This window comes from Sporosarcina sp. USHLN248 (assembly GCF_037144575.1).
Taxonomy (GTDB): domain Bacteria; phylum Bacillota; class Bacilli; order Bacillales_A; family Planococcaceae; genus Sporosarcina; species Sporosarcina contaminans.
Genome location: NZ_JBBCZC010000020.1, coordinates 53,186 through 65,613 on the forward strand (window position 1 = coordinate 53,186; position 12,428 = coordinate 65,613).

Genomic DNA, 12,428 nt, shown 5'->3' on the forward strand with positions numbered 1-12,428 from the left:
ATGAAAAATAAGGAAATCGTCATTCAAGGGGCAAGAGCCCATAATTTAAAAAATATAGATGTCACGATCCCTCGTGATCAGTTGGTCGTCATTACAGGTTTATCGGGATCCGGAAAATCTTCGCTTGCGTTCGATACAATTTACGCTGAAGGGCAAAGAAGATATGTGGAATCGCTCTCTGCCTATGCAAGGCAGTTTTTAGGACAAATGGACAAGCCGGATGTCGATGTGATCGAGGGCCTTTCACCTGCTATTTCGATTGATCAGAAGACGACGAGCCGCAACCCGCGTTCCACTGTCGGTACGGTTACGGAAATCTATGATTATTTGCGCCTTCTTTATGCGAGGGTCGGTAAACCGATTTGCCCGAAACATGGAATCGAAATTACATCACAAACGATTGAACAAATGGTCGATCGCATTTTACAGCTGCCGGAACGTTCACGGCTGCAAATTTTGGCTCCGGTCATTTCAGGCAGAAAAGGGACGCATGCCAAGCTTATTGAGGATATTAAAAAACAAGGATATGTCCGTATACGAGTCGATGGCGAAGTAATGGATTTAGACGACAACATCGAGTTGAATAAAAACAAAAAACATACGATCGAAATTGTCATTGACAGAATCGTATTGAAGGAAGGCGTCGAAACGAGACTGAGTGATTCCCTTGAGTCAGCGCTTCGATTATCAGAAGGCACTGTATTAGTGGACGTTATCGGAGAAGAGGAATTGTTATTCAGCGAACATCATGCATGTCCGTTATGCGGATTTTCCATCGGTGAATTGGAGCCGCGTATGTTTTCTTTCAATAGCCCGTTTGGAGCTTGTCCTGATTGCGATGGATTGGGAACGAAATTGGAAGTTGACCCTGAATTGGTCATTCCCGACCCTTCGTTATCACTGAAAGACGATGCCATCGCTCCTTGGATTCCTACAAGCTCACAATATTACCCGGAATTGTTAAAAACAGTTGCCAAGCATTTTAAGATTCCGATGGATGTGCCAGTGAGCGAGCTATCGGACGATGATTTGAAGATATTATTGTACGGTTCGAAAGATGAAAAAATCCATTTTAAATATACGAATGAATTCGGAAATACGCGAGTGAATAATATATATTTTGAAGGTGTCTTGTCGAATGTGGAACGTCGGTTTAAAGAAACGACCTCCGATTACATCCGCGAGCAAATGGAGAAATATATGGCTCAGCGTCATTGCCCGACATGCCACGGCTATCGTTTGAAGGAAGAAGCACTTGCTGTCAAAGTGAATGATCGCCATATCGGCGAAGTGACGGCAATGTCGATTACTGAGGCGAATGAGTTTGTACACAATTTATCCCTTTCCGAAAAAGATATGAAAATAGCCGCACTTATTTTGCGCGAAATAGAAGAGCGCTTAGGTTTCTTAGTGAATGTTGGGTTGGATTATTTGACATTATCTCGTGCAGCAGGAACTTTATCCGGTGGGGAAGCGCAGCGGATTAGGCTGGCGACGCAAATCGGATCGAGACTGACTGGAGTATTATATATATTGGATGAGCCGTCCATCGGGTTGCACCAAAGAGATAATGACCGATTAATCGGTACGCTGCAAAGCATGCGAGACATCGGCAATACGCTCATCGTAGTAGAACATGACGAAGATACGATGATCGCTGCAGATTATTTAATAGATATCGGACCAGGAGCTGGCGCGGCTGGCGGTCAAATCATTTCCGCCGGGACGCCTTCAGAAGTGATGAATGATCCAGCTTCCTTAACCGGTCAGTATTTAAGCGGTAAAAAATTCATTCCACTTCCGACTGAAAGAAGGAGCGGAGATGGCAGAGTTGTTTCTATTAAAGGAGCTTCGGAAAATAATTTAAAGAACGTCAATGCAGATTTCCCTCTCGGCAAATTTATTGCAGTTACCGGTGTATCGGGGTCCGGGAAAAGTACACTCGTCAATGAAGTTCTCTACAAAGTACTATCGCAAAAACTGAACCGCTCCAAACAAAAACCGGGACAATTCAAATCAGTATCCGGTTTGGAAGAATTGGAGAAAGTAATCGATATCGATCAATCGCCGATCGGCCGGACGCCGAGATCGAATCCAGCAACGTACACAGGAGTGTTTGACGATATTCGCGATGTTTTCGCGATGACGAATGAAGCGAAAGTGCGGGGCTATAAAAAAGGTCGATTTAGCTTCAACGTAAAAGGCGGTAGATGTGAAGCGTGCAGGGGCGATGGCATTATAAAAATCGAAATGCATTTCTTGCCCGACGTCTATGTGCCATGTGAGGTTTGCCATGGGAAACGATACAATAGGGAAACGTTAGAAGTGACGTATAAAGGAAAAAGCATCGCCGATGTCCTATCGATGACAGTAGAAGATGCGCTCGTTTTCTTTGAAAATATACCGAAAATCAGTAGGAAGCTCCAAACTTTAGTCGATGTCGGTCTTGGATATGTCCAGATGGGTCAACCGGCGACGACGCTATCAGGAGGAGAAGCCCAACGTGTGAAATTAGCGTCCGAGCTGCATAAACGTTCGAATGGAAAATCGTTTTATATATTAGATGAACCGACGACCGGCTTGCATGTTCATGATATTGAAAAATTGCTTGTTGTATTGCAAAGATTAGTTGATAGCGGCAATACGGTTTTAGTGATCGAGCATAATTTAGACGTCATAAAAACAGTGGATCATATTATCGATCTTGGTCCGGAAGGCGGAGATAAAGGCGGGCAAATTATTGCTGTCGGCACTCCGGAAAAAGTAGCTGAAAATGAAAATTCTTATACAGGCAACTATTTAAAGCCGATTTTGGAAAGGGATCGCCGTCGAATGCATGAAATGATTGAAGAAGCGGCAAAATAATAAGATGAAACCAAACGGGAGGATAGGACGTATATATTGATAGGTAAAGCGAATGGCGGAATGGGGATTTATTCGTTAACTGTCCCTCTAAGCCGATAGGCATTCCGTATGAAGACATTTTAGGAGGCGGAAAAATTGCAAAATGAACGGAAACGAATCTTGACCATGTTGGAGAACGGCACGATTTCAATGGAAGAAGCCTTAACCCTTTTAGAGACAATGGAAAAGAAGCAAACAGGCAATCCTTCATCCACGGCAAGTGAGCAAAGTCAATCCGAAAACGTCTATAGGAATACAGAGGGTGCAGAAGAACGGAAGAGTGATTCATCTTTTAGAGGCAATCAGGGTTCGGATGATTCTCATAATCCATCCATGGATGAATTCATCGAAGATATCCGAAAAGATTTTGTTACGGTAGGTGACCGGTTCATGCAATTCATGCAAACGGCGGTTGACCGGATGAAAAAATTCGATTTTGACACCCCTTTTGGCGGCGGTACTACTTTTTCGCATACAATGATCAAAGCTGCTGAAGATATAGAGGAAATTATCATTGATGTCGATCACGGAAATGTCACTGTTGAAACAGCTGATGTGCAAGAAATCCGTGCAGAATTTACAGTGAAAAATTTCAATAACAAGAATGAAGAGGAAACGAAAAAAGAGTTTCTCGATAAAGTCGTCTTCGTTCAAGACGAAGGAACGCTGCGGTTGTTAAGCGATTTGAAATTAATGCAAGTGAATGTTACATTGCTACTTCCGAATGAGGCATACCATAAAGCTTCAGTACGTTTGCTGAATGGTGATTTTACCATTGCAGATTTGAAAGCGGAACGTATTTACGTAAAAACGGCTAATGGCAAAGTGGAAGCAAATGGCTTACAATTCGATGCTGCAGAATTAGAAACAGCGAACGGCTCTATCCGTTTAAATGGCAGCACTGGTGCTCAATTGTCAGCTGAAACGATCAATGGCCGGGTTTATATCGATGGAGCTTTAAAAGATGTCGAAGCAAAATCGTTAAATGGTGCGGTAGTTGTGACAACTACTGACAAAGCGGCTGAGAAAATTGAAGCGAAGACAGTGAGCGGTTCAGTTGAAATTTACATTCCTTCTGAATTACCTTTAGATGGCCATATTTCTACAAATATGGGGAAATTGGATCTTCAATTGAATGATGTCGATAAGACAACAGAGCAGGAACAATTTTTACAGCGTTCCGTTTCATTCAAAAAGCATGCTGAAGGCGAAACGAAGCCTCTTCATATTCAAGGAGAAGCGAAAACGGGTACAGTGATCGTCTGCTATAATGTAAATCACAGTGCCTAATCAAATGAAAAAGCAAGGGAGAAAACAAATTGTTTTCGTACCCTTGCTTTTTCTGTTGTTCACTTACAGCTTGTTGAAACGCTCGCATACTGCGAATCGAACGGCGAAGGGTTCGATTTTCTGTATTTCTGCGTTCTTTGCAGAAATTAAGGCGCATCTTGGACGTGGCGTTCTTAGGTTGCCTTCCTTCACAAGCGTTTTCAAGCCATGCTGTGCAAACATTTATCTAATGGCTAAAAATCTTAAAAAGACTGTAGACAAAGTGAAAACACATTGTCTACAGTCTGCTTATTTATTGTATAAATAACATAATATGCCGAACGCGATCGCTCTTGCACATTGTTCACGGTATGCTTTATTCATTAGTAGCATCAATTCCGTTCGATTGGTCATAAATCCGCATTCCACTAAAATGGCTGGCATTTTTGTATCCCGCAAAACAGCAAAGTTGGCTTGCTTCACTCCTCTATCTTTTCGCTGAACCGCTGAGATTAACGAAGACTGTACTATATTTGCCAATAAAAATGAATCGCGGCTTCCAGTGGGATAAACGTACGTTTCAATACCATTCGCTTCATTATAGCTATTGCCATACGCATTTGCGTGAATGGATACGAATGCGTCGACTCCTAATTGATTCGCCTTGGAAGTGCGTTCATGAAGCGGAACATCACGATGCGGATCGTGTGAAAAATGTACAGAGACTCCCTCTGCTACGAGCAACCGTTTAACAGTTTGGGCTACTGCTGAGTTGAATGTAAATTCCCTAAGAGTGCCATCAGGTGAACGTTTTCCTGCTGTTTCTGGACCGTGCCCGGCATCGATCATAATGTACTCCATGAATGAATCCCCCTTTACTTTGTATATAGAGTCAATTCATAAATAGTGGACAAATTGTAATTCAAATCATTTCATTTAAAATGGTTCATGGTAAAATGATTGCAGTGCATTAAGTCGTTAGAAAGGTGGCGGACAGATGGCAATCGTTACGGTGAAAGATATACAGGAAAGGTTTGATCTTCAATTGTTAGCGGGAGGAGAAGGGATAGATCGCCCGATTGAAATGAGCGACATTTCACGCCCAGGCCTTGAAATGGCAGGGTATTTCGATTTTTATCCTGCTTCTCGTGTGCAATTGTTTGGAAAAACGGAGCTATCCTTCTTCGGAGGTTTATCATCGCAAGAGAGGTTGGATCGGATGGATCGTCTCTGTTCCCCGGAAACACCGGCATTTATCGTTGCCCATTGTCTGGATGCTCCGGAAGAACTTTTATATATGGCGGAACAGCGTAAAATACCTGTTTTGCAAACTGAAAATCCAACGACCCGTTTCTCGGGAATGTTGACGAATTATTTGGAAGGTAGATTGGCACCGATGACTACAGTGCACGGTGTGTTAGTAGATGTCTATGGCATTGGCGTATTAATAACTGGAAAAAGCGGTGTTGGGAAAAGTGAGACGGCATTGGAGCTTGTAAAAAGAGGCCATAGGCTTGTTGCAGATGATTCTGTTGAAATTAGACAAGTTGCCAAAAACGTCTTAATTGGAAATGCGCCAAAATTGCTCAAACATATGTTGGAAATACGCGGTGTAGGCATTATTGATATGATGACTTTATTTGGTGCAAGCGCGGTAAGGGATGATAAAAGGATTTTAATGGTAATTGATCTTGAAGTGTGGGATTCGGATAAAGTTTACGACCGGTTAGGCATCGATGAGGAAAAAATGCCGATTATGGATTCGGAGCTGACGAAATTGACAGTTCCAGTTCGTCCGGGCAGAAACTTATCGGTAATCATTGAAGTTGCTGCGATGGATTACCGTATGAAACGGTTAGGAATTAATGCGGCAGAGAACTTTTCAAAAAAGCTTGAATCAGCAATCCTCCAAAATGCGACTGATTCAGAATAAGAAAGGAAAGTGACTATGTTATTTGATATATTGGCGATTAATCCTACGGCATTCCATATTGGGCCGATAGCGATTAGATGGTATGGAATACTCATTACAACGGGAATTGTCTTAGCTTTTATTGTTGTGCAAAAAGAAATGGTGAAAAGAGGCATGCATCCCGACTTTCTGACAGATTTATTAATATGGGCCGTACCAATTTCCATAATTAGTGCCCGTATTTACTATGTTATTTTTTCATTTGATTTATATAAAGATCGGCCGCTCGATATGATAAAAATTTGGGAAGGCGGCATCGCCATCCACGGAGCGCTGATCGGTGCTTTTGTCACTACATATTTTTATACGAAGAAGAAAGGCATTTCTTTTTGGAAAGTAGCGGATATTGCGGCACCGGGCATCTTGATCGGTCAAATTATCGGCCGCTGGGGGAACTTCATCAATCAGGAGGCACATGGAGGTCCAGTTTCCGAAAAATTCCTTGAAACGACAATCATTCCGGATTGGATTATGGATCAAATGACGATTAATGGGGTTACTTATCACCCGACGTTTTTATACGAATCACTTTGGAATGTCGTCGGATTGATCATTATTTTATTATTGAGAAGGGTACGCTTGAAAAGGGGCGAAATGTTCCTGTTTTATTTAACTTGGTACTCAATCGGCAGATATTTTATCGAAGGAATGAGAACAGACAGTTTGTATGGCGGTGATTTACGTGCTGCGCAAATTGTTTCGATTGTAGCGATTATCGTTTCAATCATACTCTTCGTAAAAAGAAGGTTCGTCGATAAAATCGATGTCACATACCAAGATAGATAAAAGGGGATTCGGATGGACACATTAAGGAATGGCTTTAAGGCTGGATTACACACAACATGGACATTAGGGAAAATTATTTTTCCGATTACGATAGTAGTCGTTATTTTACAACATACACCGATTTTGCCTTGGCTCGTGAAATTGGTCTCTCCATTCATGAGCCTTTTTGGGTTGAGCGGAGAAGCTGCAATCCCATTAGTGTTAGGAAATGCATTGAATTTATATGCGGGTATAGCTGGAATTTTATCATTGGATTTGACCGTAAAGGAAGTTTTTATAGTAGCGGTCATGTTAAGTTTTTCGCATAATCTTTTCATTGAAACCGGTGTTGCCTTGAAGGTAGGCGTTAAGCTATGGATTGTACTTGTCGTCCGTTTCGGATTAGCGGCAATTTCAGCAATCATCATCAATTTATTTTGGCACGGGGGCAATGAGATTGCAAAATATGGCATGGCTCCCGAAAGTGCAGCCGTTCCAGACGGATGGCTCGAAATTGCTTTGTTAGGATTGCAAAAAGGTAGCTTCGGAATATTGCAGCTCGCTTTAATTGTAATACCGTTAATGATTATCGTTCAATTTTTGAAGGATCGCCATTATTTGCAAAAATTCTCAGAGAAGCTATCTCCTTTCACGAAAATGATCGGTGTTCAACCGAATGCTTCAATGACATTAGTAACCGGTCTTGTTATCGGATTGGCGTATGGAGCGGGCGTTATGATCCAAGCTGTTCAAGAGGATGGTGTGAGCAAAAAGGATGCGACATTGGCTTTCATCTTCTTAATTGCATGCCATGCAGTAGTGGAAGATACGCTAATATTCTTGCCGTTAGGCATACCAGTGCTCCCTTTGTTAATCATACGAATTGTAACTGCTTTTGTGCTGACGATTGCTGTCGCTTATTTCTGGAAGGCAAGTGAGCTCAAGAAAGAGAAGGAGGTATCTGTAGTAGATGGCTAAACCGATTACGACGCTTTTATTTGATTTTGACGGAACGCTTTTAGATACGAATGAACTCATTATCCAATCTTTCCAAACGGTATTGGACGAGTATTATCCGAACCGTTTTGAAAGAGTTCACATATTACCTTTCTTAGGCCCGACTTTGAGGGAAACATTTGACTCGATTGACCCTGAGAAAACAGAAGAAATGATGAAAGCTTATCGTGCATGGAACCTACAACATCACGATTTGCTTGCGAAAGAGTTTGACGGGGTAAAGGAAACATTAAAGAGCTTAAAGGAAATGGGCTTAAAGATGGCGATCGTTTCTACGAAGCGAAACAATATGATTATGAGAGGGCTGGCATTGTTAGGCGTGACAGAGCTTTTTGATACAATTGTCGGTTTGGACGATGTAAGCATGCCAAAACCTGATCCTGAACCGCTTCTATTGGCGATGGAACGATTAGGGGCAAGTCCAGAAGAAACGATGATGATCGGTGATAACCTCCACGATATCGCAGGAGGCAAAAATGCTGGAGTACGAACTGCGGGAGTTGCATGGTCGATAAAAGGAGAAGAATTTATCCGCTCGCTTGAGCCTGATTTCGTTCTTCAGCATTTATCAGACCTCCAAAAAATTGTTGCGGGTGAGCCAGTGTGAGAAGAACAGAGCGGCATACTGCAAAACATAATGCAAACTCGCTTTGGCATTTATACAAAACTGTGCCATTCCTTAAAGTAGCGAAGAATTTCATTTTCATCCAAATTGGGAGATATACGCCTTTTTTTTCGGTGAAGAACTGGATTTATCGAACGTTTTTGCGGATGAAAATTGGTAAAAAAACGTCGTTAGCTTTAATGGTCATGCCAGATACGATGTTTCCTGAACGAATTTCAATTGGCAACAATACGATTATCGGTTTTAACACAACCATTCTTGCACATGAATATTTAATTGAGGAATACCGGATTGGCGATGTCGTAATTGGCGATGAGGTAATGATCGGCGCAAATACGACCATCTTGCCGGGAGTCGAAATCGGCGATGGTGCGACCGTGTCTGCCGCTTCGCTTGTAAACCGGGATATTCCGCCAGGTGCAATGGCAGGTGGAAATCCTGTCCGCATTATTTATACAGCAGAACAATTATTGGAACGAAAGAATGGAAAAATGCTTAAAAGTAATTAGGCCATGTTCTTCGCCTTAAAATGCATGTGATGTTTTCGTTATAAGTTATGTTATAATGGATAGAGTTTAACTTGATTGTGCAAAAAACTCCTTCTAAGTCAATTGCCGTACACTATAGAAATGTTTGACCGTGCAGTGGAGGTTTTGGCCGCCACTGTTGCTGTATAGAAGAACGTAGGCAAACCAGCGTCCAAAAATACATTTTAATAAAATTGCAGGAATAAAATTAGCTCAACCATGTGTTGTGCTGTTCTGTCAAAAAGACGTAAAAATTTAATTTGATTGACAACGGCTGTTTAATACGATTGTCGCTATTGAAAATTTGGACGAATTTGTAATTGATTGAAAGGAGCGTGAAAGCGTTCCTTTCATTTTTTCGGAGGAATTAATAACTTGGATAAAAAACATAAAAATGAGGACAGAAAAATAATTTCATTTATCCCTGATGGTGAATTTTATTATAAAAAAGGCCTTAAATCGATGCAGCGTGAGCGTTTTGATGAGGCTCATAAATATTTGAAAAGAGCTGTAGAACTTAGCCCGAATGATCCGAGGATTCTAATGCAGTTCGGCATTTTAGTCATGGAGGAAGGGGAGTTCGAAGAGGCTTACGAATATTTGACTGCGGCCCATGGACTGGATCCGGAAGAGGAAGACATTATCTTCTATTTAGCGGAAGTGCATGCCCATTTAGGGTTGTTGCGTGATGCGAAAATTTATGCGGAAAAGTATATCGCTTTAGCGCCAGATGGCCCTTTAGCAGACGACTCAATGGAAATTATTGATTTTGCGGAACAGGAAGAATCTTTCAGCTTAGATGAGGATATGCCAGATAGCGAAGTGTACTTCCTTCAAGAGAAGGCAAGGAAATTGATGGAATCTGGGTCTTTTCCGGAAGCAATCAGAATTTTAGAGTCAATCATCGTGGATTATCCCGACTTTTGGGCGGCATACAACAATTTGGCACTCGCCTATTTTTATATTGGGGAAATCGAGCATGCGAAAGAACTGCTATATGATGTTTTAGAAAAAAATAAAGGAAACTTGCACGCATTATGCAATCTCGCTGTCTTTTATTATTATGAAAAAGACAAAGAGAAATTGAATTCCATGTTAGAACTGCTATTGAAGATAAAGCCGTATCAATTTGAGCATAGATTTAAATTAGGAGCGACTTTTGCGTTAGTAGGCAAGCATGAGGAAGGGTTCAATTGGCTGCGCAGTTTAAAGAAAAAAGGATTTGAAGGGGATGCGGGCTATTATTTCTGGCTTTCCCATTCTGCTTATTTCTCGGGTCATGAGGACATTGCGAAAGAGGCATATGAAATGCTCACCCAATTAGATCCCGAAAAAGCGGGATTCGAACCATGGAAAAACGTTGCTCCTTCTGCTGCGAGGTCAGATGCTTATGAACAGGATCGCGACTTCCTCATTAGCAAAATACTGAATCAGTATAGAAGCGAGCGCTTATTAGGATATTACCTTTTAGGGAAATCAGCGCATAAACAGGAGCTCATTTCACATCCTGAGTATATTGATGTTGATAAATTGACTGTCATTGAACAACTGTTTTTGGCGCATAGCCTTGATTATGAATTTACGCTTAGTGATCAATTTGATCATCTATTCGATCGGGCGATTCAAACGACAGATTTATTGTACGAAAAGCATCAGCCTTTAACGAAGCAAGGAACGCATTTATTTCAAATGTGGTTCACTCTATGTGAAGTAGCGTTGCTCCGCTCCTACCATTTCCGCAATCCTGCTGCTCTTGCAGCTGCGGCGGATTATATGTTCCGTTCTTCGCGCTACACAGATACGACAAAAACGAGCATTGCAAAGGAATATGGCATTTCAGTTCCGACGTTGACGAAGTACGTTGAACAATTGATGGAGTTCCTGCCTCATTTCAAATCATAGGAATATGCCGGGATTGCTAAGCAAGCAAAAAGATTGATTGGCTACGAGAAATCTTATACGATTTGTTTAACGTAATTCAGCAGAGATCCTCCGTTTTTAAAGACGGCAAGGTGAATGGAGGCAAACCCGGGCTGAATGAGTAGGAAGGCAATCTAAGAACGCCGTTTCCTATGGCTGCAGTTGCATGATCTACAGCCTGAAGGACCGCGGATGTCATAGGTTTTTAAATGAGTTATCGAACAGGCTCGATAAAAACTCGGATGATCATACGCAGAGGTGGAATGGTTCTTAATTCACAAAAGCCCATATTGAGTGTTGGGCGAATGTAGAGGTTGCTTTTTTGATAAGTGTTACATGCAGTGAAGGAGGAATCTCAATGACAACTGAGAAAATATATGACGTCATTATTATTGGCGCCGGTCCTGCAGGAATGACAGCTGCGGTCTATACGTCAAGAGCCAATTTATCAACTTTGATGTTGGAGCGCGGAATTCCTGGCGGGCAAATGGCAAATACAGAAGAAATCGAAAACTACCCAGGTTTTGAATCCATTTTAGGACCTGATTTATCTACAAAAATGTTCGATCACGCCAAAAGATTTGGTGCTGAATACGCTTATGGCGATGTAACAGACGTGATTGACGGGGAAGAATATAAGACAATTATTTCAGGCAACAAAGAATATAAAGCGCGTTCGATCATCATTACGACAGGCGCTGAATACCGCAAAATGGGAATTCCGGGAGAACAGGAATTGACAGGCCGCGGTGTTAGCTATTGTGCAGTTTGTGATGGCGCGTTCTTTAAAGATAAAGAAATCATCGTAGTCGGCGGCGGCGACTCAGCTGTTGAAGAAGGATCCTATTTGACACGCTTTGCGAAAAAAGTAACGATCATCCATCGCCGTGATGAGCTCCGCGCACAAAAAATTCTCCAAGACCGTGCATTTGCAAATGAAAAAATTGAGTTCATCTGGAATACGACAGTTAAACAAGTGAATGAAAAGAATGGCAAAATCGGCTCTGTCACACTCGTTTCAACTGTTGATGGTTCAGAACGTGAATTTGATGCAGAAGGTATGTTCATCTACATCGGCATGGATCCATTAACCGCTCCATTTAAAAAATTGGGCATTTTGGATGAAAACGGCTATATTAAAACGAATGAAAATATGGAAACTTCAATCCCTGGAATTTACGCTGCAGGCGACGTCCGCGAAAAACTTCTAAGACAAGTCGTTACAGCAACAGGAGATGGCAGCATCGCTGCTCAAGCTTGTCAAAAATACGTCGAAGAACTCCAAGAGAAACTGTCGGCGGAAGTATAATAGTAAAACGGGGCTGTCCAATAAGTCCCTAAAATAGAACAGGTGGCGAAAAACGAATCGTTTTTCGCCACCTGTTCTTGTATTTTTCTCATTCAATACTGAAAGTAGCACGCGGATGCC

General features: G+C 41.8%; 10 protein-coding genes. 9 read left to right on the forward strand and 1 reads right to left on the reverse strand.

The features are described 5' to 3' along the window. Complete coding sequence (gene uvrA / locus WFH04_RS09990) at nt 1–2,865, forward strand: excinuclease ABC subunit UvrA (protein WP_336823897.1); 2,865 nt, start codon at nt 1–3, stop codon at nt 2,863–2,865. Nucleotides 2,866–3,000: 135 nt separating this feature from the next. Continuing rightward, nucleotides 3,001–4,194, forward strand: coding sequence for a DUF4097 family beta strand repeat-containing protein (locus WFH04_RS09995; protein WP_336823898.1), 1,194 nt, complete (start codon nt 3,001–3,003; stop codon nt 4,192–4,194). 288 nt (nt 4,195–4,482) lie between these two features. Here WFH04_RS09995 and WFH04_RS10000 read toward each other — a convergent pair whose 3' ends face one another. Beyond that, complete coding sequence (locus tag WFH04_RS10000; RefSeq protein WP_336823899.1) at nt 4,483–5,034, reverse strand: N-acetylmuramoyl-L-alanine amidase family protein; 552 nt, start codon at nt 5,032–5,034, stop codon at nt 4,483–4,485. Nucleotides 5,035–5,170: 136 nt separating this feature from the next. Between WFH04_RS10000 and hprK the strand changes: the two genes are divergently transcribed. The 7 genes from hprK to trxB all read left to right on the forward strand — a co-directional run bounded on the left by hprK (nt 5,171) and on the right by trxB (nt 12,308). Further along, complete coding sequence (gene hprK / locus WFH04_RS10005; RefSeq protein WP_336823900.1) at nt 5,171–6,106, forward strand: HPr(Ser) kinase/phosphatase; 936 nt, start codon at nt 5,171–5,173, stop codon at nt 6,104–6,106. Nucleotides 6,107–6,121: 15 nt separating this feature from the next. Then, the gene (lgt, locus tag WFH04_RS10010) at nt 6,122–6,931 is read left to right on the forward strand and encodes a prolipoprotein diacylglyceryl transferase (protein WP_336823901.1); all 810 of its coding nucleotides are present in this window, start codon (nt 6,122–6,124) and stop codon (nt 6,929–6,931) included. A gap of 12 nt (nt 6,932–6,943) precedes the next feature. Beyond that, nucleotides 6,944–7,888 carry a nucleoside recognition domain-containing protein gene (locus WFH04_RS10015; RefSeq protein WP_336823902.1) on the forward strand — a complete coding sequence of 315 codons (945 nt, stop codon included), beginning with the start codon at nt 6,944–6,946 and terminating at the stop codon, nt 7,886–7,888. Then, nucleotides 7,881–8,534 carry a pyrophosphatase PpaX gene (ppaX, locus tag WFH04_RS10020; protein WP_336823903.1) on the forward strand — a complete coding sequence of 218 codons (654 nt, stop codon included), beginning with the start codon at nt 7,881–7,883 and terminating at the stop codon, nt 8,532–8,534. The genes WFH04_RS10015 and ppaX overlap by 8 nt, the downstream gene beginning before the upstream one ends. Continuing rightward, on the forward strand, nt 8,531–9,061 hold the full coding sequence (locus tag WFH04_RS10025; RefSeq protein ID WP_336823904.1) for an acyltransferase: 531 nt from the start codon (nt 8,531–8,533) through the stop codon (nt 9,059–9,061). The genes ppaX and WFH04_RS10025 overlap by 4 nt, the downstream gene beginning before the upstream one ends. Before the next feature lie 393 nt (nt 9,062–9,454). Beyond that, nucleotides 9,455–10,981 (forward strand): tetratricopeptide repeat protein, encoded by a 1,527-nt coding sequence (locus tag WFH04_RS10030; protein ID WP_336823905.1) that lies wholly within the window; start codon nt 9,455–9,457, stop codon nt 10,979–10,981. 376 nt (nt 10,982–11,357) lie between these two features. After that, nucleotides 11,358–12,308 carry a thioredoxin-disulfide reductase gene (trxB, locus tag WFH04_RS10035; protein ID WP_336823906.1) on the forward strand — a complete coding sequence of 317 codons (951 nt, stop codon included), beginning with the start codon at nt 11,358–11,360 and terminating at the stop codon, nt 12,306–12,308. Nucleotides 12,309–12,428: the final 120 nt, after the last annotated feature.

What these genes read in the sequence shown, in the direction of transcription:
- uvrA (WP_336823897.1), top strand. Translation starts at nt 1, where the DNA reads ATGAAAAATAAGGAAATCGTCATTCAAGGGGCAAGAGCCCATAATTTA.
- WFH04_RS10000 (WP_336823899.1), bottom strand. Translation starts at nt 5,034, where the DNA reads ATGGAGTACATTATGATCGATGCCGGGCACGGTCCAGAAACAGCAGGA.
- hprK (WP_336823900.1), top strand. Translation starts at nt 5,171, where the DNA reads ATGGCAATCGTTACGGTGAAAGATATACAGGAAAGGTTTGATCTTCAA.
- lgt (WP_336823901.1), top strand. Translation starts at nt 6,122, where the DNA reads ATGTTATTTGATATATTGGCGATTAATCCTACGGCATTCCATATTGGG.
- WFH04_RS10015 (WP_336823902.1), top strand. Translation starts at nt 6,944, where the DNA reads ATGGACACATTAAGGAATGGCTTTAAGGCTGGATTACACACAACATGG.
- ppaX (WP_336823903.1), top strand. Translation starts at nt 7,881, where the DNA reads ATGGCTAAACCGATTACGACGCTTTTATTTGATTTTGACGGAACGCTT.
- trxB (WP_336823906.1), top strand. Translation starts at nt 11,358, where the DNA reads ATGACAACTGAGAAAATATATGACGTCATTATTATTGGCGCCGGTCCT.